This window comes from Pseudomonas sp. M5A4_2d (genome assembly GCF_053345295.1).
Map to the genome: position 1 here is coordinate 854,876 of NZ_JBKEZW010000001.1, position 20,132 is coordinate 875,007.

21 protein-coding genes are annotated in these 20,132 nt (G+C 60.2%); 8 read left to right on the plus strand and 13 right to left on the minus strand.

Translation table 11 applies throughout. From position 1 onward, the window contains the following. Together ACLBW8_RS03980 and ACLBW8_RS03985 are read left to right on the plus strand one after the other, a co-directional pair. Positions 1 to 1,221, plus strand: coding sequence for a putative DNA modification/repair radical SAM protein (locus tag ACLBW8_RS03980; RefSeq protein WP_064453048.1), 1,221 nt, complete (start codon positions 1 to 3; stop codon positions 1,219 to 1,221). Next, positions 1,218 to 2,099, plus strand: a complete 882-nt coding sequence (locus ACLBW8_RS03985; protein WP_447804636.1) for a TIGR03915 family putative DNA repair protein — start codon at positions 1,218 to 1,220, stop codon at positions 2,097 to 2,099. The genes ACLBW8_RS03980 and ACLBW8_RS03985 overlap by 4 nt, the downstream gene beginning before the upstream one ends. A gap of 52 nt (positions 2,100 to 2,151) precedes the next feature. On the opposite strand, the gene ACLBW8_RS03990 is transcribed toward ACLBW8_RS03985, so the two are convergent. Further along, positions 2,152 to 2,436 carry a hypothetical protein gene (locus ACLBW8_RS03990; RefSeq protein ID WP_447804637.1) on the minus strand — a complete coding sequence of 95 codons (285 nt, stop codon included), beginning with the start codon at positions 2,434 to 2,436 and terminating at the stop codon, positions 2,152 to 2,154. Positions 2,437 to 2,473: 37 nt separating this feature from the next. On the opposite strand from ACLBW8_RS03990, the gene ACLBW8_RS03995 reads away from it, so the two are divergent. Further along, positions 2,474 to 2,656, plus strand: coding sequence for a hypothetical protein (locus tag ACLBW8_RS03995; RefSeq protein ID WP_447804638.1), 183 nt, complete (start codon positions 2,474 to 2,476; stop codon positions 2,654 to 2,656). 44 nt (positions 2,657 to 2,700) lie between these two features. On the opposite strand, the gene ACLBW8_RS04000 is transcribed toward ACLBW8_RS03995, so the two are convergent. The 7 genes from ACLBW8_RS04000 to ctlX form a co-directional block, all read right to left on the minus strand. After that, positions 2,701 to 3,198, minus strand: a complete 498-nt coding sequence (locus ACLBW8_RS04000; RefSeq protein WP_064453046.1) for an Lrp/AsnC family transcriptional regulator — start codon at positions 3,196 to 3,198, stop codon at positions 2,701 to 2,703. A 4-nt stretch (positions 3,199 to 3,202) separates the two neighbouring features. After that, entirely contained in the window at positions 3,203 to 4,042 is an 840-nt protein-coding gene (locus tag ACLBW8_RS04005) for an ABC transporter ATP-binding protein (RefSeq protein ID WP_447804639.1), read from the minus strand. A 3-nt stretch (positions 4,043 to 4,045) separates the two neighbouring features. Continuing rightward, a complete protein-coding gene (locus tag ACLBW8_RS04010) occupies positions 4,046 to 4,759 on the minus strand; it encodes an ABC transporter permease (RefSeq protein ID WP_262665390.1) in 714 nt (237 codons plus the stop codon). After that, positions 4,756 to 5,457, minus strand: coding sequence for an ABC transporter permease (locus ACLBW8_RS04015; protein WP_064453044.1), 702 nt, complete (start codon positions 5,455 to 5,457; stop codon positions 4,756 to 4,758). Before ACLBW8_RS04015 ends, ACLBW8_RS04010 begins: the two co-directional genes overlap by 4 nt. 112 nt (positions 5,458 to 5,569) lie before the next feature. Then, the gene (locus ACLBW8_RS04020) at positions 5,570 to 6,349 is read right to left on the minus strand and encodes an ABC transporter substrate-binding protein (protein ID WP_064453043.1); all 780 of its coding nucleotides are present in this window, start codon (positions 6,347 to 6,349) and stop codon (positions 5,570 to 5,572) included. 255 nt (positions 6,350 to 6,604) lie between these two features. Next, positions 6,605 to 7,651, minus strand: a complete 1,047-nt coding sequence (locus ACLBW8_RS04025; RefSeq protein ID WP_447804640.1) for an ornithine cyclodeaminase — start codon at positions 7,649 to 7,651, stop codon at positions 6,605 to 6,607. Positions 7,652 to 7,662: 11 nt separating this feature from the next. Continuing rightward, complete coding sequence (gene ctlX / locus ACLBW8_RS04030) at positions 7,663 to 8,589, minus strand: citrulline utilization hydrolase CtlX (RefSeq protein WP_432750788.1); 927 nt, start codon at positions 8,587 to 8,589, stop codon at positions 7,663 to 7,665. A 287-nt stretch (positions 8,590 to 8,876) separates the two neighbouring features. Here ctlX and ACLBW8_RS04035 point away from each other — a divergent pair, with 287 nt between their 5' ends. Continuing rightward, the gene (locus ACLBW8_RS04035) at positions 8,877 to 9,770 is read left to right on the plus strand and encodes a GNAT family acetyltransferase (protein ID WP_082895916.1); all 894 of its coding nucleotides are present in this window, start codon (positions 8,877 to 8,879) and stop codon (positions 9,768 to 9,770) included. A 127-nt stretch (positions 9,771 to 9,897) separates the two neighbouring features. Here ACLBW8_RS04035 and ACLBW8_RS04040 read toward each other — a convergent pair whose 3' ends face one another. From ACLBW8_RS04040 to ACLBW8_RS04060, 5 genes are all read right to left on the minus strand, one after another. Further along, positions 9,898 to 10,917, minus strand: coding sequence for a branched-chain amino acid aminotransferase (locus ACLBW8_RS04040; protein ID WP_064453040.1), 1,020 nt, complete (start codon positions 10,915 to 10,917; stop codon positions 9,898 to 9,900). A 196-nt stretch (positions 10,918 to 11,113) separates the two neighbouring features. Then, the gene (gene lpdA / locus ACLBW8_RS04045) at positions 11,114 to 12,493 is read right to left on the minus strand and encodes a dihydrolipoyl dehydrogenase (RefSeq protein WP_447804641.1); all 1,380 of its coding nucleotides are present in this window, start codon (positions 12,491 to 12,493) and stop codon (positions 11,114 to 11,116) included. Between the two features lie 3 nt (positions 12,494 to 12,496). Then, the gene (locus tag ACLBW8_RS04050) at positions 12,497 to 13,756 is read right to left on the minus strand and encodes a dihydrolipoamide acetyltransferase family protein (RefSeq protein ID WP_447804642.1); all 1,260 of its coding nucleotides are present in this window, start codon (positions 13,754 to 13,756) and stop codon (positions 12,497 to 12,499) included. Continuing rightward, complete coding sequence (locus ACLBW8_RS04055; RefSeq protein ID WP_221295160.1) at positions 13,757 to 14,815, minus strand: alpha-ketoacid dehydrogenase subunit beta; 1,059 nt, start codon at positions 14,813 to 14,815, stop codon at positions 13,757 to 13,759. A 1-nt stretch (position 14,816) separates the two neighbouring features. After that, positions 14,817 to 16,052, minus strand: a complete 1,236-nt coding sequence (locus ACLBW8_RS04060) for a 3-methyl-2-oxobutanoate dehydrogenase (2-methylpropanoyl-transferring) subunit alpha (protein WP_221295159.1) — start codon at positions 16,050 to 16,052, stop codon at positions 14,817 to 14,819. A 194-nt stretch (positions 16,053 to 16,246) separates the two neighbouring features. Here ACLBW8_RS04060 and ACLBW8_RS04065 point away from each other — a divergent pair, with 194 nt between their 5' ends. From ACLBW8_RS04065 to ACLBW8_RS04080, 4 genes are all read left to right on the plus strand, one after another. Beyond that, complete coding sequence (locus ACLBW8_RS04065; protein ID WP_083357856.1) at positions 16,247 to 16,729, plus strand: Lrp/AsnC family transcriptional regulator; 483 nt, start codon at positions 16,247 to 16,249, stop codon at positions 16,727 to 16,729. A gap of 132 nt (positions 16,730 to 16,861) precedes the next feature. Further along, a complete protein-coding gene (locus ACLBW8_RS04070; RefSeq protein ID WP_221295158.1) occupies positions 16,862 to 17,089 on the plus strand; it encodes a hypothetical protein in 228 nt (75 codons plus the stop codon). A gap of 182 nt (positions 17,090 to 17,271) precedes the next feature. Further along, complete coding sequence (locus ACLBW8_RS04075; RefSeq protein WP_447804643.1) at positions 17,272 to 18,897, plus strand: methyl-accepting chemotaxis protein; 1,626 nt, start codon at positions 17,272 to 17,274, stop codon at positions 18,895 to 18,897. Between the two features lie 25 nt (positions 18,898 to 18,922). Further along, positions 18,923 to 20,131, plus strand: coding sequence for an HD-GYP domain-containing protein (locus ACLBW8_RS04080; RefSeq protein ID WP_447804644.1), 1,209 nt, complete (start codon positions 18,923 to 18,925; stop codon positions 20,129 to 20,131). Position 20,132 lies beyond the last annotated feature (1 nt).

Genomic DNA, 20,132 nt, shown 5'->3' on the forward strand with positions numbered 1-20,132 from the left:
ATGCAGTTGATCGAAAAACTCAGCATCCTTGCCGACGCCGCCAAGTACGACGCTTCCTGCGCCAGCAGTGGCGCGCCCAAGCGCAGCTCCGAGGGCAAGGCGGGCCTGGGCTCCACCGATGGCATGGGGATCTGCCACAGTTACACCCCGGATGGGCGCTGTGTGTCGTTGCTCAAAGTGTTGCTGACCAACTTCTGTCTCTACGATTGCCAATACTGCGTCAACCGCCGCTCCAGTGACGTGCCCCGCGCGCGTTTCAGCCCGGAGGAGGTGGTCACCCTGACCCTGGATTTCTACCGCCGTAATTGTGTCAGCGGGCTGTTTCTCAGCTCCGGCATCATCCGTTCGGCTGACTACACCATGGAGCAACTGGTGCGGGTCGCCAAGCTCTTGCGCGAAGAGCATGACTTTCGCGGCTATATCCACCTCAAGACCATTCCCGAAGCCGACCCGGCGCTGATCGCCGAGGCCGGGCGCTATGCCGATCGGTTGAGTGTGAATATTGAACTGCCCACCGATGCCAGCCTGCAAACCCTGGCGCCGGAGAAGCAGATCGTGTCGATCAAGCAAGCGATGCAGACCATCTACACCGGCGAACAGACCGTCCTCAACGAACCGCGCGCTCCGCGTTTCGCCCCGGCTGGGCAGAGCACGCAGATGATCGTCGGCGCCGATGACACCGACGACAGCACCATCTTGCATGGTGCCGAGGCGTTGTATGGCAACTTCAAGTTGCGCCGCGTGTATTACTCGGCGTTCAGTCCTATTCCCAACAGCCCGAAAAGCGTGCCCCTGGCGGCACCGCCACTGATGCGCGAGCACCGTTTGTATCAGGCGGACTTTCTGTTGCGCAGCTACGGTTTCAGCGCCAACGAACTGTTTGAAGGCCCAGGCCACCTGGCGCTGGATATCGATCCGAAGCTGGCCTGGGCCTTGGAACACCGCGAGGTATTCCCGCTGGACTTGAATCGCGCCGAACCGACCTTGATCGCGCGTATCCCCGGCATCGGCCTGCGCACCACCCAGCGTTTGGTGGACCTGCGCCGCGAACGCAAGATCCGCTTCGAAGACCTGGCGCGCATGCGCTGCGTGCTGGCCAAGGCCAAGCCGTTTTTCATCACCAGCGATTACCACCCGCAACAGGCTGAAAGCACCAGCGTGCTGCTGCGCGAACAACTGCGTGACCGCCCGCAGCCACAGCAAATGGGGTTGTGGGGATGATCAGCCTGGAATGCGACAACCTGTTCAGCACCTGGCGCGAACAGGCACGCTGGCTGCTCAGCCATCAGGTCGACCCCAGCCAGGTGAGTTGGGGCGAAGCGCAAGGGGCGGACCTGTTTGCTACTGACGAACCGATACCTGAAGGGCTCGGCCCGTTCCAGGCGCGGATTCCCAAGGCGCTCCTGGAGCTGCTTGAGTCGGCCGCCTGTTATCACGGAGACCAGCGTTGGAGCTTGCTGTACGAAGTGTTGTGGCGAGTCAGCCATGGCGACCGCACCGCGATGCTGGCGGGTGACAAGCTGGGCAGCGAGTTGCAACGGCGAATCAAGCAGGTCAGTCGTGAAGCCCATCACCTGCATGCCTTTGTGCGGTTTATCGCGTTGCCGGCAGAGGCGGGCAGCGAATTGCCGGAATATGTGGCGTGGCACGAGCCGGCCCATGACATTCTGAAGTCAGCCAGCCAACACTTTGTCGGGCGCATGGGCCGTCATCGTTGGATGATTGCCACTCCGCTGGACGGGGTTTATTACGACGGGGAGCAGTTGATTCATCAGCGCGAGTGCCCCGATGCGTGGCGGCAACTGGCGCAAAATGTCGAAGACCCGCACAGCGCCATGTGGCTGACCTACTACAGCCACATCTTCAACCCTGCGCGGTTGAACCCCAAGGTGATGGAAGGGCACCTGCCCAGCCGGTTCTGGAAGAATCTGCCGGAGGGCAAGTTGATTCCGGGGTTGATCAGCGAGGCGCGTACGGGGAAGCAGAAGGATGGGCAGGCGAAGCTTGTAGGCGCAAAGTCCGGTAAGCGCATTGCGAACCCTATCAATGTGGGAGCTGGCTTGCCTGCGAGGGCGGTGGGCCAGTCAAATCAAAGTTGACTGATAAACCGCCCTCGCAGGCAAGCCAGCTCCCACATGGGGTTTGTGTTGTTTAGTCCGTGTGCGGGGTCGGGCTTTCAGCGGGAGGGCTGACGAACTGCTTCAACGGCGAATCGAAGTCATCAGTTTTAATCGGCGGGCGATAGTTTTGAGTACTGGCGGGCATCACATTCTTCAGTGCGTAATCTGCGCCGGAAGGTTGAGTGCCTGAAGCAGTGGGTTTGCTTGCAACGCCAGGTAGCTCTTTCAGGCAGTTTTCTTTCTCGATCCCGTCCGGGAAATCACGACAAGCCTGTTCGCGGTTTTTGCGAATACACTGTTCGCGATCAGCAGGCACCAGGCGATTCTGACACGAAGCTCCCGACAATATCCCCATGGCCACCTTGAACCAGGTGGCTGTAGCGTCGCTGGCGGGTGGGGCTGCCTGGGTGGCAGTAGAGACGAGGCAGGTGAGTAATGCGCAGATCAATAATGATGTTTTGATGGTGTTCATCCTTGAGGCCGCCAATCAGAAGAGTGGTTTGTATAACACCGTGGTGTTTCAAGCTGCAACATGATGATCATTCCCACGCTCTGTACGATCTGCAGCGATGGACGGTGTTTAAGCCAGCTCAGTTGCGGTGTTTTTAACCACCGCCAACTCCGGATGCGCCACCAATTTATCAATGTGCAACTCGTCGTTGTTCAACCAGGTCTCTGTCAGCACGCGGTAGTGCTCCATGTCCCGGCAGCGCATGCGCAGGCTGTAATCAAATGGCCCACTGATCAACTGGCATTCGAACACCTGCGGGCAGGCTTTGACGCACGCTTCAAAGGCCTTCTGCGCCGAGCGCCCGCTTTGATTGGACAAGGCCACCAGCACCAGCAGTGACAGCCCCGGCGAGACCATCTGCACATCGATGATCGCCCCATACCCGCGAATCACGCCGCGCCGCTCCAGCTTGCGCACGCGCTCCAGGCAGGGCCTGGGCGTGAGGTGCACCAGTGACGAGAGCTTTTCGTAGGTGATACGCCCCTGGTGCCGCAACACGTCGATGATGGCCTCATCGATGCGATCCAGCGCAGAGGAAGAATGGGGTCCGTTGGCCTTGGTATCCATGAGTTCACTTCAAACGATTGGAAAGAAATTGCTGCAAACGTTCGCTGCTGGGGTGGTCGAGGATCTCGGCGCCGCCTTGTTCTTCGACTCGGCCCTGATGCAAAAACAGCACTTGGCTGGACACCTGGCGGGCAAAGCCCATTTCGTGGGTGACCATCAACATGGTACGACCTTCCTCGGCCAACGTCTGTATGACTTTGAGGACTTCTCCTACAAGTTCAGGGTCCAGCGCGGAGGTCGGTTCGTCGAACAAAATGATTTCCGGCTCCATCGCCAGCGCCCGTGCGATGGCCACGCGCTGTTGCTGGCCACCGGACAGAAACGCCGGGTATTGATCCGCCACACGGCCCGGCAAGCCGACTTTGTCCAGGTACATTCGTGCACGTTTTTCAGCCTCCGCCGCGCTGACATTCAGCACCCGGCGCGGGGCCATGGTGATGTTTTCGAGCACGGTCATGTGGCTCCACAGGTTGAAATGCTGGAACACCATGGCCAAGCGCGTGCGCAGGTTCTGCAGTTGCGCCTGGTGTGGCGCGCGGGTGCCGGCGCGGCCTTGCTGCATCTCGATGCTGATGCCGTCGAGGGTGATCACCCCGGCGTCCGGTTGTTCGAGAAAGTTGATGCAACGCAGCATCGTGCTTTTGCCCGAACCGCTGGCGCCGATCAGGCTGATCACATCGCCCTGGCGCGCATTGAGGGAAACGCCCTTGAGCACTTCGTGGTCGCCGTAGCGTTTATGAATGCCTTCGACCTGGAGTTTGACGGCTGCCGTTACCGCCTTGGCGGACGGCGCGGTGTGTACATCTACGGGATAAGTGGCCAGGGCCTGCGCGGACTGATTCATGGGTTAGCCTCGGGTAGGAACAAGAAAACGCATCCAGCGACGTTCGGCCAGTCGAAACAGGCCCACCAGTGCAAAGGACAGCAGCATGTAGAGCAGGGCGGCGATACCGAAGGCCTGGAACGTCAGGAACGTTTCGGCGTTGGCATCGCGGGCCACCTTGAGGATGTCGGCGACGGTGGCGGTAAACGCCAGCGAGGTGGCATGCAGCATCAGGATCATTTCATTGCTGTAGGCCGGCAATGCACGGCGCAGCGCGGCGGGCACCACCACAAACAGGTTCAGCCGCCAGCCATGCAAGCCGTAGGCGCGTGCCGCTTCGATTTCACCATGGGGAATATTGCGGATCGCCCCGGCGAAGATTTCCACGGTGTAGGCGCAGGTGTTGAGCACAAACGCCAGCAGGGTGCAGTTCAGCGCATTGCGGAAAAACTGGTTGAGCAGGGCGTTGTCCTGCACCACCTCCAGGCTGTACAGCCCGGTGTAGCAAATCAGCAACTGGATATACAGCGGCGTACCGCGAAACAGGTAGGTGTAGACCTCCACCGGCCAGCGCAGCCAGAAGTGCTCCGATACGCGGGCCAGCGCCAGTGGGATCGACAGCACAAAACCCAGGATCACCGAGATGATAAACAGCCACAGCGTCATGGCGACTCCGGACAAGCCGGCGCCGTCGCTGAACAGGTAGGCCAGGCCGTATTGCTGGAACAGTTCGATCATCGCGCCATCCCCTTGATGCCGAGGTTGTAGCGCCGTTCTAGACGCTTGAAGATGCGGTTGGAAAGGGTGGTGATCACCAGGTACACCACGCCGGCGAGGATCAGGAAATACAACGGCTCGTTGGTGCTCTTGCCTGCGTTTTGCGCGGCCTTGACCAGGTCCGACAGGCCAATGATCGACACCAGCGCGGTGGACTTGAGCAGCACCAGCCAGTTATTGCCCAGGCCCGGCAGAGCAAAGCGCATCAACTGCGGGAACAGCACCAGGTGGAAGCGCTGCCAGCGGCTCAAGCCGTAGGCGGTGGCGGCCTCAAGCTGCCCGGCCGGCACGCTGAGGATCGCGCCGCGAAAATTTTCGGTGAAATACGCACCGTAGATAAACCCCAGGGTGATCACCCCGGCGGTAAACGGGTCGATTTCAAAATAATCCCAGCCGAACACTTCGCTAAGGTCGTTCAGCCACAGTTGCAGGCTGTAGAAAATCAGCAGGATCAGCACCAGGTCCGGCACGCTGCGGATCAGCGTGGTGTATAGCGTGGCGGGCACGCGCAGCCCTTTGACGCTGGAGAGCTTGGCGCCGGCCGCAATCAGGCCCAAGGCGAGGCTCAGGGCCAGGGCCAGAAATGCCAGCTTGACCGTCATCCAGGCACCCTGGGCGAGCATGGGGCCGTAGCCTTGCAGGTTGAGGAATTCGTTCATGGGGGGGAGATCTCGATGGAGCACAGAGATTTACTGTGGGAGCTGTTTTTTTGTGGCGAGGGAGCTTGCTCCCTCGCCACAAAAAGCCAATTCCCACAGGGCTGGCGTTGACTTACTCGTTGTAGATATCCTGATCGCCGAAGTACTTCTTCTGGATCTGTGCGTAGGTGCCATCGGCCTGCACGGCGGCGATGCCTTTATTGATCAGCGCGCGCAAGTCTGCGTCGTTTTTGCGCAGGCCCATGGCGATGTCCAGGGGCAGGGTCGGGTCCTTGAAGGCCGGGCCGGTCTTGAAGTCGGCGCCTTCAGGCTTGGACAAGAAGTTGAGCTGGGCTTCGAGCTTGTCGGTCAGGGTGGCGTCGAGGCGGCCATTTTGCAGGTCGGCGTAGTTCTGTTCCTGGGACTGGTACGCCTTGATCTGCGCGCCGAGCTTGGCCAGGTGCGCGCGGGCATAGGCTTCTTGCAGCGAGCCTTGCAGCACGCCGACCTGTTTGCCTTTCAGGGATTCGGGGGTGTCGCCGAAGTCGGCGCTTTTGCGGGTGATCACCGAGGTCGGGCTGAGGAACAGCCGGTCTGTGAAGTCGATGACTTTTTCGCGCGCCGGCGTCACGGCCATGGACGACATGATCGCGTCGAACTTGCGTGCGCGCAGGGCCGGGATCATGCCATCGAATTCGTTGTGCACCCAGGTGCATTTCACTTCGAGCTTGGCGCAGATGGCGTTGCCCAACTCAATATCAAAGCCTTGCAGGCTGCCGTCGGCGGCCACGGATTCGAAGGGCGGGTATTCGGGGAATACGCCGAAGCGGATTTCTTTCCAGTCCTGGGCGTGGGCGGCGCTGGCGCACAGAGGCAACAGCAATGCAGCGAAGAGTGATCGCAGTGGAGTCATGGGGCGTCCCTATATTTTGTAATTGATGTCAGGGCAGTGAAAGGGTGCAGCGTGCATTCATTTGCTGACTCTTTGGTCGGGCTCAGAATGCTTCATGGTGGTGCGTTTTTTGTGTCGTTTATCCGGTGCATAAAGCGCGAATTGCGCTGTTAAAAAGCGCAATGCAGCGGAATCGGCTGCTGCACGCGCAAAATCGGCTTTTTGCGGGTGAGGTTCTGGCCTGCCATCGGCGCAAAGCGGCAGACCAGAGCGGTCTCAGGCGCGCTTTTTCTGCTGTGCGCGCGGCTGTTGGGCCAAGCGTGCAAACAAGTCTTTCGGGTCGGCCAGGTCCGGCACCAGTTCGAGTGTGCTGCCCACATCCAACGCGTTGGCCACATCGAACACATAGCGCAGTGCCGAATAATCTTCGATGGCAAAACCCACCGAGTCGAACAGCGTGACCTGGCGTGCGTTTTCGCGACCCGGCTTCTGGCCGTTTAGGACCCGCCACAACTCGGTGACCGGCGAATCTTCCGGCATGTGCTGGATTTCACCTTCGATGCGGCTTTGCGGTTCGTACTCGACGATCACGCGGGCGCGTTCGACGATACGTCGGTCCAGCTCGGTCTTGCCGGGGCAGTCGCCGCCCACGGCATTCAGGTGCATGCCGGGTTCGATCATGTCGTCGGTGAGGATGGTCGCGTAGGCCTTGTCGGCGGTGACGGTGGTGACGATGTCCGCGCCTTTGACCGCTTCGGCAACGCTGCCGGCCAGGATCACTGTGATTGCCGGGAAGGCCTCGAGGTTGGCAGCCAGCTTGGCGGTGGCCTTGGCGTCGATGTCGAACAGGCGGATTTCGTTGATGCCGAGCATGGCGTGGAAGGCCAGGGCCTGGAACTCGCTTTGCGAGCCGTTGCCGATCAGCGCCATGCTGCGGCTGTTGTCGCGCGCCAGGTAGCGGGCGACCAACGCTGAAGTGGCAGCGGTGCGGATGGCGGTGGTCAGGGTCATTTCCGCCAGCAGTACTGGTTTGCCGGTGTCCACGTCGCCCAGCGCGCCGAAGGCCATCACCGTGAGCATGCCGGCCAGGGTGTTCTTGGGGTGGCCGTTGACATATTTGAAGGCGTACAGCGCGGCGTCGGACACCGGCATCAGCTCGATCACGCCATCCGGCGAATGGTTGGCCAGGCGCGCACATTTTTCGAAGTCCTGCCAGCGCAGGTAGTCGGCGCGGATGTATTCGGCCATTTCGGTGATGCAGGTTTGCAGGCCTTTTTGCGAGACCAGGTAGCAGAGGTCGTTGACGTCGATGTAACGGGTCATGGCAAGACTCCTTATTGAAATGAGGGGCGGGCGGGCAGGTGCACTTCCGCCAACATGCAGCGGGCACTGCCGCCGCCGATGCGTTCGATGTTGTCGATGTTCACCACCACCGGCCGCGTGTGGCGTTCCACCTGTTGGCGCTGATTCGGTTGCAGGGCGCCCCAGGCGCTGGCGGACATCACCAGCAGCGGCTGGCCGTCGCGGTTGTGGACTTCGAGCATGTTGCCGGCGAAGGCTTCGAGCTGGTTGAAGTCGAGGGCGAGGATGTCTTTGCCGGTGTCGCGCAGTGAGCGTTCCAGGCCCAGGCGTTCGCTCGCGTCGGGCAGGGCTTGCAGGCACACCACCGAGAGGTCGCGGCCGACGCTCATCATCACATTGCTGTGGTAGATCGGCGCGTGATGGCGGTCGACGGCGTGGAACACACAGAGTTGATAGTCGAGGCGTTCGGCGAACTGGCGCAGGGCGTCCTGGTGCGTGCGCCCGGAGTGGCAGGCGTAGCTGATGCGGTGCTGGCGGTCGAGCACCATGCTGCCGGTGCCTTCGAGGAAGATGTTCTGTTGTTCGAGGTGGCTGAGGTCGATGGTGTGGTGGATCGCAAAGCGCTGCTCCAGCACTTGCAGCACGCCTTTGCTGCGCTCCAAGCGTCGGTTCTGGCCTTCCATCGGGTACAGCACCAGGCTGCCGTCGGCGTGGCTGCTCCACCAGTTGTTGGGGAAGATCGAGTCGGGCGTGTGAGGCGCGGGAGTGTCCTGCACCACCAGCACTTCGACGCCGTGTTGGCGCAGGGTGTCGACGTAGCCGTCGAACTCCTCCAGCGCTTTCTGCTGCGTGCTGAGTGGGTCGAGGGGTGGGCGTTGGAAGCGGTTGTTGATCGCGGTGTCCGGGTTGAAGGCAAAGCGCGCCGGGCGAATCATCAGGACAGTGTTTGTTGTTTGCATAGGTGCACGGGTCCATGGGGGCTGAGCTGTGGGGGTATTTTGTGCGTTGTGGTGGGGGAATCCCGGCTGAAACAGAGGGGCGGCTCAGCCGGGAAAGCTGAAAAGTGGGGTAGGGCAGCCGAATCGGCTGAAGAGGTTGGAATGAGGTCAAACTGTGGGAGCGGGCTTGCTCGCGAAGGCGGTGGGTCAGGTTCAGATGCATTGACAGGAAGACTGCATTCGCGAGCAAGCCCGCTCCCACATTGGTATTGTTGCGTCTGTTGTAACGCCGTCAGCCAGGAGGAATCATGTCTACCGCCGTTCGTCTCGCCCAGGCAGCCGATGCCGAAGGGATCAGCCAGGTCATCCTGGCAGCCTTGCACAGCAGTAATGCGCGGGATTACCCGGCGGATGTGATTGCTCGGGTCGCGAGTAATTTTACGCCTGACGCTGTGCTGGCTTTGCTCCAGCGGCGGGTGGTGCTGGTGGCGATTCAGGATCAGGTGATCGTCGCCACTGCTGCCCTTGACGGCAATGTGGTGCGCTCGGTGTTCGTCAACCCGGCGCTGCAAGGGCAGGGCATCGGGCGGCTGCTGATGATCGAAATCGAACTGCGTGCCCGCGAAGCCGGGGTGACGGTCTTGAACGTGCCGTCTTCGCTGACGGCCGAGCCGTTCTATACCAAGCTGGGGTTCCACACGGTGCGCGATGTCTATCACGGCAACGAGCGCACGCTGGTGATGGAGAAGGCGTTGTTATCCCGCCATCCGATTGGGCCGTATCGCGACCGTCAGCACCGTGCGCAGGTGGTGGCCTTGTGGCAGGAGGCGTTTGGGTATGACACCGCGCACAACCTGCCAACGTTGGCGATTGATAAGAAACTGGCGGTCAACGATGGGTTGTTCTTTGTGGCGACGGATAAAAAAGCCGTGATCGGCAGCATTCTCGCCGGCTACGACGGGCATCGTGGCTGGCTGTATTCGGTGGCGGTGCACAGCGATTATCGGCGGCAGGGTTTGGGCGCGTCGTTGGTGCGGCATGCCGAGCAGGCGTTGACGGCGCTGGGGTGTATGAAGATCAATTTGCAGATTACTGGCGGGAATGACGCGGTGGTGGGGTTTTACGAGGCGTTGGGGTATGGGGTGGAGCCGAGGATTAGTATGGGGAAGAAGATTGGCGTGAATATCCCGACTCAATCTTGAAAACACTGTAGATCAAATGTGGGAGCGGGCTTGCTCGCGAATGCGCAGTGTCAGTCACCTGATTCAGTGCTGACAGACCGCATTCGCGAGCAAGCCCGCTCCCACATTGGGTTATGCGTGTGGGCTGTTAGACCTTGACGATCCAGCCTTCCGGCGCTTCAACGTCGCCGGTCTGCACACCGGTCAGCTCTTTGTAGAGCTTCTGGGTGATCGGGCCAACTTCGGTTTCGCTGTGGAATACGTGCAGTTTGCCGTTGTACTGGATACCGCCGATCGGCGAAATCACCGCAGCAGTGCCGCAGGCACCGGCTTCCTTGAACTGGTCCAGTTTGTCGATGAAGACTTCACCCTCGACCACTGTCAGGCCCAGGCGCGACTGGGCCAGTTCGATCAGCGACAGGCGGGTGATGCCTGGCAGCACCGAAGGCGACTTCGGCGTGATGAACTGGTTGTCGTGGGTGATCCCGAAGAAGTTGGCCGAACCGACTTCTTCGATTTTCGAATGGGTCATCGGGTCCAGGTAAATTGCATCGGCGAAACCGGATTTCTTCGCTTCGGCACCCGGCATCAGGCTGGCAGCGTAGTTGCCACCCACCTTGGCGGCACCGGTGCCCTGTGGCGCGGCGCGGTCGAAGGTGGAAATCTGGAAGTTGTGTGGCACCAGGCCGCCCTTGAAGTAGGCGCCGACCGGGATTGCGAAGACCGAGAAGATGAACTCCGGCGCGGTACGCACGCCGATGTTGTCACCGGTGCCGATGACGAACGGGCGCAGGTACAGCGCGCCGCCGCTGCCGTACGGCGGGATGAACCGCTCGTTGGCCTTGACCACTTGCTTGCAAGCGTCGATGAACGCGTCGGTCGGCACGTGCGGCATCAGCAGGCGGGCACAGCTGCGCTGCATGCGCGCGGCGTTCTGGTCAGGACGGAACAGGTTGATCGAACCGTCCTTGCAGCGGTAGGCCTTGAGGCCTTCAAAGCACTGCTGGCCATAGTGCAGGGCAGTGGAGCCCTCGCTGATGTGCAGCACATTGTCGTCGGTCAGGGTGCCGGCTTGCCATTCGCCGTTTTTCCAGACCTGGAGAAACCGCTTGTCGGTCTTGATGTAGTCAAAACCCAGCTTGTCCCAATTGATGCTTTCGTTACCCATGACACCCTCTATCTCTGGTCAACCGCCTGGTCGAAGACAGGCTTGTCGGTTTTTTTCTGGATGGGCGCAACAATACTTCATTCTTGCTTTATGTGGGAGCGGGCTTGCTCGCGAATGCAGGGTGTCAGTCAATACACGTCTGACTGATCAACCGCATTCGCGAGCAAGCCCGCTCCCACAGGGGAATTGCGGCAGTTCACATATGTAAGGCGTGGCCCAATGCCCGCAGTGCAGCCTCTTGTACAGCTTCGCCGAGGGTCGGGTGGGCGTGGATGGTGCCCGCTACATCTTCCAGGCGCGCGCCCATTTCCAGGCTCAGGCCGAAGGCCGTGGACAGTTCCGACACACCCACGCCTACGGCCTGCCAGCCGACAATCAAATGGTTGTCACGCCGCGCGACCACACGCACGAAGCCGGTTTTAGACTCCAGCGTCATTGCCCGGCCATTGGCCGCAAACGGGAAGCTCGACACGATACAGTCCAGGCCCGCCGCCTTGGCTTCGTCCGGGGTCTTGCCGACCACCACCAGTTCCGGGTCGGTAAAGCACACCGCCGGGATGGCCGCCGGGTTGAATTCGCGGGATTTACCGCTGATCAGTTCGGCAACCATTTCACCCTGGGCCATGGCCCGGTGCGCCAGCATCGGCTCGCCGCTTACGTCGCCGATGGCATACACGTTGTGCATGCTGGTCTGGCAACGGCTGTCGATCTTGATCGCCGAACCGTTCATCTCCAGGTTCAGCGCTTCGAGGTTCCAGCCCTGGGTGTTGGGTTTGCGACCCACGGCCACCAGCACCTGATCCGTCTCCAGCGACAGGGTGTCGCCATTCGGGTCACGCACTTGCAGGCTGTTGTGTTCGAAACCGGTCACGCTGTGCTTGAGGTACAGCTTGACGCCCAACTGCTTGAGGGATTCAGCCACGGGCAGTGTCAGCTCGCCGTCGTAAGCGGGCAGGATACGTTCCTGCGCCTCGACCACACTGACCTCGGCGCCGAGCTTGCGGTAGGCAATGCCCAGCTCCAGGCCAATATAGCCGCCACCCACCACAACCAGTCGCTTGGGCACGCGGGTGGGCGTCAGCGCTTCGGTAGAGGAGATAATCGGCCCGCCAATTGGCAGCATCGGCAAGTTGACGCTTTTCGAACCGGTGGCCAGCACCAGGTGTTCGCATTGGATGCGCTGGTCGCCGACGTCGACGGTTTTACCGTCCACTACTTTGGCCCAGCCGTGGATCACCTGCACTTTGTGCTTCTTCAGCAGCGCGGCAACGCCGGTGGTCAACCGGTCGACGATGCCATCTTTCCATTCCACGCTTTTGCGGATGTCCAGGGTCGGCACATCCACTTCGATGCCCAACTGTGAGCCCTGGCTATGGTGCACGGTTTGCTGGAACTGCTCGGCCACATGGATCAACGCCTTGGACGGAATGCAGCCGATATTCAGGCACGTGCCGCCCAGCGCCTGGCCTTCTACCAAAATGGTCGGGATACCCAGTTGACCCGCCCGAATCGCGGCCACATAACCACCAGGGCCGCCGCCGATAATCAGCAGCGTCGTGTTCAATGTCTGAGACATGCCTTACTCCAAAAACAGGCTGGCGGGTTGTTCGAGCAGGCCGCGAATGGCCTGGATGAATTGCGCCGCGTCCATGCCGTCGACCACGCGGTGATCGAAGGAACTGGAGAGGTTCATCATCTTGCGCACCACGATCTGGCCTTTGATGACCATTGGTCGCTCGACAATGCGGTTGACGCCGACAATCGCCACTTCCGGCAGGTTCAGCACGGGTGTGCTGACGATGCCGCCCAGCGCGCCGAGGCTGGTCAAGGTAATGGTGGAGCCGGACAGCTCATCACGGCTGGCCTTGCCATTGCGTGCAGCGGTGGCCAAACGTGCGATTTCCTCGGCATTGCCCCACAGGCTGCGTGCTTCGGCGTGGCGCACCACCGGCACCATCAAGCCCACGTCGCTCTGGGTGGCGACGCCTACATGCACCGCGCCGAGGCGGGTGATGACCTGGTTTTCGTCGTCGTAACGCGCGTTGATCTGTGGGAAATCGCGCAGCGCCACGACCATGGCGCGCACGATGAATGGCAGCAGGGTCAGCTTGCCGCGTGTAGCGCCATGTTTCTCATTGAGGTGCACGCGCAGCTCGTCGAGGGCGGTGACGTCGATTTCTTCCACGTAGCTGAAATGCGCGGCGCGGCGAGTGGCGTCCTGCATACGCTGGGCGATCTTGCGGCGCATGCCGATCACCGGGATCTGTTCTTCGCTGTTGCGTTCGGCGTAAGGGTTGCCCGCCGCAGAAGTTTTTGCCGGACCCTGAAGCAAGTAAGCCTCCAGGTCTTCGTGCAAAATGCGGCCCGCCGGGCCAGTGCCCTGGACCAGACGCAGCTGAATCCCGGCATCCAGCGCATGCTTGCGCACGGCAGGGGAGGCCAGTGGGCGTTCGTCGGCTTCGCGGGCCACAGGTGCTTGAGTCGCCACGACCGGCGCGGGTTTACTGGCGGCTGGCGCAGGCTTGGCTTCCACCACCGGCGTCGGCACCGTTTTTACCGGTTCAGCCACTGCCGGCGCCTCTTTGGCATTGCCCGCGCCTTCCACTTCGATGCTGATCAAAATACTGCCCACGGCCATGACTTCACCCGGCGCGCCGCCGAGGGAAATCACTTTGCCGTGCACCGGCGAGGGAATGTCCACCATCGCCTTGTCGGTCATCACATCCGCGAGCACCTGGTCTTCAACCACCAGGTCGCCAACCTTCACGTGCCATACCGACAGTTCAACTTCTGCGATGCCTTCGCCAATGTCCGGCATCTTGATAACGTGCGTGCCCATTCAGACCTCCATAACCCGTTTCAACGCCGCGCCCACTCGGGACGGCCCTGGGAAATACGCCCACTCTTGCGCGTGCGGGTAGGGTGTGTCCCAACCAGTGACGCGTTCGATCGGCGCTTCCAGGTGGTGGAAGCAATGCTCTTGCACCAGCGCTACCAGCTCGGCACCAAAGCCGCAGGTGCGGGTGGCTTCATGCACCACCACGCAACGACCGGTCTTCTTCACCGACTTGACGATGGTTTCCAGGTCGAGCGGCCACAGGCTGCGCAGGTCGATGACTTCGGCGTCGATGCCGGTTTCTTCGGCGGCCACTTGCGACACATACACCGTGGTGCCGTAGGTCAGCACGGTGACGGCCGAGCCGGGGCGCACGATAGCGGCGACGTCCAGCGGCACGGTGTAGTAACCGTCCGGCACTTGTGCTTGCGGGTGTTTCGACCACGACGTGACCGGGCGATCGTGGTGGCCATCGAACGGGCCGTTGTACAGGCGCTTGGGCTCGAGGAAGATCACCGGGTCATCGTTTTCGATGGAGGCGATCAGCAGGCCCTTGGCGTCATACGGGTTGGACGGCATTACCGTGCGCAGGCCGCAGACCTGGGTGAATACTGCTTCGATACTCTGGCTGTGGGTCTGGCCGCCGTAAATGCCGCCGCCGCAGGGCATGCGCATGGTCAGCGGCGCAGTGAACTGGCCGGCCGAGCGATAACGCAGGCGCGCCGCTTCCGAGATGATCTGGTCGGTGGCAGGGTACACGTAGTCGGCGAACTGGATTTCCGCGACCGGGCGCAGGCCGTAGGCACCCATGCCCACGGCCACGCCGACGATGCCGCTTTCCGAGATCGGCGCGTCGAAAACCCGCGAGCTGCCGTACTTGTTCTGCAACCCTTCGGTGCAACGGAACACGCCGCCGAAGTATCCGACGTCCTGGCCGAACACCACCACATTGTCGTCACGCTCAAGCATCACATCCATGGCCGAGCGCAGGGCCTGGATCATGGTCATGGTGGTGGTGGTCATGGCGGTTTCCAGTTCAATGCTGTTGTTGTGATCGTTCATGTCAGATCCCCAACTCTTGACGCTGGCGCTTCAAGTGCTCCGGCATCTCTTTATAGACGTCTTCGAACATGGTCGCGGCGCTTGGAATCTGGCCACCGGCCAGGGTGCCGTACTGTTCGGCTTCTTTTTGTGCCGCAATGACTTCGGCTTCAAGTTCGGCACTGACCGCCGCGTGTTCCTCTTCGGACCACTGGCCAATCTTGATCAGGTGCTGCTTGAGACGGACAATCGGGTCGCCCAACGGGAAGTGGCTCCAGTCATCGGCGGGGCGATATTTGGAAGGGTCATCGGAGGTGGAGTGTGGACCGGCGCGGTAGGTGACCCACTCGATGAGGGTTGGCCCGAGGTTGCGGCGCGCGCGCTCGGCAGCCCAGGCTGAGGCGGCGTACACCGCGATAAAGTCGTTGCCGTCCACACGCAGGGAGGCAATCCCGCAACCGACGCCGCGTCCGGCGAATGTGGTGGCTTCACCGCCGGCGATGGCCTGGAAGGTGGAGATGGCCCACTGGTTGTTGACCACGTTGAGAATCACCGGCGCACGGTAGACGTGGGCGAAGGTAAGGGCGGTGTGAAAGTCGGATTCGGCGGTGGCGCCGTCGCCAATCCAGGCCGAGGCGATTTTGGTATCACCCTTGATCGCCGAGGCCATGCCCCAGCCCACACCCTGGACGAATTGGGTGGCAAGGTTGCCGGATATAGTGAAGAAACCGGCGTCTTTGACCGAATACATGATCGGCAACTGGCGGCCCTTGAGCGGGTCGCGCTCGTTGGACAGCAGTTGGCAGATCAGGTCTACCAGCGGCACTTCCCGGGCCATCAGGATGCTTTGCTGACGATAGGTGGGGAAGCACATGTCGTCGATGTTCAAGGCCAGGGCCTGGGCGCTGCCGATGGCTTCTTCGCCAAGGCTTTGCATGTAGAACGACATTTTTTTCTGACGCTGGGCAACCACCATGCGGTTGTCGAAAATCCGCGTCTTGAGCATGGCGCGCATGCCCTTGCGCAGGATCTCGACCGGTACGCCTTCGCCCCATGGGCCAAGGGCCTGGCCCTGGTCGTCGAGCACGCGAATCAGGCCTTTTGCCAGGTCGGCGGTGTCGGCGGGTTCTACATCGATGGCGGGTTTGCGCACCAGGCCGGCGTCGGTCAGACGCAGGTAGGTAAAGTCGGTCTTGCAGCCTGGGCGGCCCGAGGGTTCGGGAACGTGCAGGCGCAATGGTGCATATGGCTGATTCATGGCTTTCTACGCTCGATCTTGTGAATTCTTGTAGTGGGCGCGCTAGCTGACAGTCAGTCTCCGGGTAGGAGAAATCTTGTCCTACAAACATCATAGGCGTGGCGTAGAAGAATATTTATCTGTGTTTCGTTGCGCTCGCGATCATTTGCGGATAAAAAAACTGCATAACCATAAAAAACAGGTGATTTTGTCTCATGCGCAAACTGGACCGTACCGATATCGGCATTCTCAACGCCTTGCAGGAGAACGCCCGCATCACCAACGCCGACCTGGCTCGCTCGGTCAACCTGTCACCCACACCGTGTTTCAACCGGGTCAAGGCGATGGAGGAATTGGGCCTGATACGCGACCAGGTCACGCTGCTCGACGCGGATTTGCTCGGGCTGCACGTCAACGTGTTCATCCACGTCAGCCTGGAAAAGCAGAATGAACTGGCCTTGCAGCAGTTTGAAGGCGCGATCTCGGACCGTCCGGAAGTGATGGAGTGCTACCTGATGGCTGGCGACCCCGATTACTTGATCCGCGTGCTGGTGCCGACAATCCAGTCGCTGGAACGCTTCATGATGGACTTTCTGACCAAGGTACCGGGCGTCGCCAATATCCGCTCCAGTTTTGCCCTCAAACAAGTGCGTTACAAGACGGCGCTACCCTTGCCGCCCGGTGGCTTGATGGTCTGAGGAGTATGAGACGGCGGCGCAGTGCGTCGCTGCCTCCGCGTTATAAAGTGATCCCTGTCAATATAACTTGGGCTTTTACCTTACTAGGCTCAGGTACCTGCTAAGCTCTATTTTTAAATGGCGGGACAGGTCATGGATAAGCAGCAATTAATATGCCGCGCGCTCTACGACTTTAATCTAACTCAGCTGTCTATTGCCGCCGCGCTCGAGGACATGGCCGCGCTCATCGAAAATATAAGTAATCTGTCGCCACAAATAAGTGGCTCTTTGAAACGCCACTTGGAAACGGTCGGGCGAAACTGTGACCGGTCCTGTAATGCGATGTATTCGCTGCTTAACGAAAAAGCCGAAGCCGACTGACCCAGCAGAAAGTCTTAGGGTTGAGTGACTTTTTTTGTTGGCTAAGTAACATTAGGGGGCGCACTCTCTTAACCCTGATACTAAACATTCCTGTAAGTGGTTACATAGTATTCACAGACGGCTATGCGCGATGATAGCCATAGACTATCTAACTAAGCGGTCTAAGTAAGAGGTGAATAGATATGTCCATGAGATCCTTGAAGTTGAACATTCGTACGGCGCTCTGTTTTGGAGTAGTGTGCCTGCTGCTGTTAATCCAAGGGGGCATGACGCTGGTCAAAGTCGATACTATCTATGCCTCGACCGTTGAAATTGAAACCAACTGGCTGCCGAGTATTCTTCTGTCCGGGAAAGTCGACTCGGCCCTGTATAAGCTGCGCCTGGAGTTGCGCAGTTTTGCGATGGACGCTGCCCGGCAAACTCAAGGCTCACAGGATAAAATCCAAAGCCTGCGGGCGGACCTGACCAAGGTCGCCGAGAGTTATGCGCCCATGGTGTCGAGTCCCGAGGAGCAGGCTAAATATGATGAGGTCCTCAGTGGTGTTGGAAGTTACAACCAGCAGGTTGACGGTTTTCTCGTACTCTCTTCCACGGCGGCCACTGAACAGCTCGCGATCTACATGCGTGAAGTCCTGAGTCCTATCGCCATGAAGGTGCAGGGTTCGATCAACGAACTGATCCAGTTGAACGAGCGCGGTTCTCAGCAGGCGGTGCAGGTTGCCGCCAGCGAGCACAGCGCGACGCGTCTGTTTACTTGGGGATTGATGATCGTTTCAGTGCTGTTGACCGTGGTAGTCGCCGGTCTGTTTACCCGCAGTATCATTAAACCGGTACGTGAACTGCTTGTGTCAACCACCAAGATCGCTGAAGGCGACCTACGCGTGGCCATTACCGTTGATGGCAAGGATGAGCTGACGGCGCTTCAGCAATCCACGGCAGCCATGCAGATGAACCTCAAGACCACCTTGCAGAACATCTCCGAAGCCTCCGGGCAATTGGCTTCGGCTGCCGAAGAGATGAGTTCGATTACCCGTGAGTCCAGCGCGGGTATTGAGCGCCAGAGCCAGGAAACCGACCAGGCGGCCACGGCGGTCAATCAGATGACGGCTGCGGTGGAGGAAGTGGCCCGCAACGCGGTCTCGGCCTCCCAATCGACCCAGGACTCCCAGCGCTCGGCGAAAATCGGCCAGGAGCGCGTCACCCAGACCATTGCCGCGATTGAAAAACTCAGCGCCACGGTGCAGCAGACCGGCGTGGAAGTCGAAGGCCTGGCCAAGCAGTCCCAGGACATTGCCCGGGTGGTGGAAGTGATCCGCTCGATTGCCGAACAGACCAACCTGCTGGCACTGAACGCCGCCATTGAAGCAGCGCGGGCCGGTGAGCAGGGGCGCGGCTTTGCGGTAGTGGCCGACGAAGTGCGGGCATTGGCCCACCGCACTCAGACCTCGACGCAGGAAATCGAGCAGATGATCGCGAAGATCCAGACCTGTTCCAGCGACGCCGTCGCCTCCATGAGCATGAACCGCAGCGAAGCGGTGGACTCATTGAAAATTGCTCATGAAGCCGGCCAGGCCATCCTTCAGATTACCGAGGCCATTGCCGATATCAATGACAGAAACCTGCTGATCGCGACTGCTTCCGAGGAGCAGGCCCATGTGGCCCGTTCGGTGGATCAGAACCTGATCAGTATCCGCGACCTGTCGATCCAGAGTTCGTCGGCCGCCGGGCAAACGTCGATTGCCAGCCACGAGCTGTCGAAGTTGGCGATGGACCTCAAGCACATCGTGGCCCGTTTTTCCATAGCCTGACGGTGCACGCAGTGAGGGATGGCCTATGTTGAAACGCATTCCTGCGTCGCAAGCGATTTTGGGCATGTATATCCATAAACTCGAGGGTGCCTGGATCGAGCATGGTTTTTGGAAAAACCAATTCTTACTGGAGCGCGCCGAGGATCTGCAGCGCCTGCAGGCGTCGCAGATTCAGCATGTATGGGTTGATACACTCAAAGGTTGTGACGTGGCTGTTGCGGCCACGTTGCACTCCGCACCGGCGCCGGCCAAGCCCCGAGAGGTGCTGACCCGTCACGAGATGAAGGCGGAAGTGGCCCGGGCGGTAAAGTTGTGCGCGGTGGCCAAGCGCGCGGTTATCACCATGTTCGGGGAGTTGCGTATGGGCGGGGCAGTCGATCCCACGCAGGTGACCCAACTGGTGGACGACATCTCCCAGTCGCTGCTGCGACACCCTCATGCCTTGATCAGCCTGGCCCGCCTGAAGACGGCCAATGAATACACCTACATGCACTCGGTGGCCGTGTGTGGGTTGATGATCGCGCTGGCGCGCCAGCTGGGTTTGTCACCCGACTTTATCCAGGAAGCGGGCTTGGCAGGGTTGTTCCACGATGTTGGCAAGATGGCTGTTCCCGAGGCGATCCTGAGTAAACCCGGTGCGCTGACCGCGCTTGAGTTTGCCTCGGTACGCCAGCACCCGGCGCAGGGCTTGGACATGCTGCGCCACTGCCCGCACATCAGCGCACTGGTGCTGGATGTGTGCTGGCATCATCATGAAAAATGCGATGGCAGTGGCTACCCACACGGGCTGGTCCAAAACCAGATCAGCCTGTTCGCGCAAATGGGCGCGGTGTGTGATGTTTACGACGCCATTACTTCTGAACGCCCTTACAAGCAAGGCTGGGGGCCGGCCGAAGCCATTCAGAAAATGGCCGAATGGAAAGGTCACTTTGACGAGAGAGTTTTTCAGGCGTTTGTCCGGTGCATGGGCATCTACCCCGTCGGTACCCTGGTACGCCTGGAAAGCGGTCGTATCGGTGTCGTCATCGAACAAACATCGATGTCATTGCTGACGCCGACAGTAAAGGTGTTCTTTTCCGCACGTTCCCGTTTGCCGATTAGCCAAGTGGTGGTCAATCTGGCCCAGCAACCCGACAAGATTGTGGCGCGCGAGAATGTCGATGAGTGGGGCTTCAAGCACGTCGACGAATTGTGGTCGGGACTCCCGCACCCTAAAGGGTCCTATTTCGATTAGC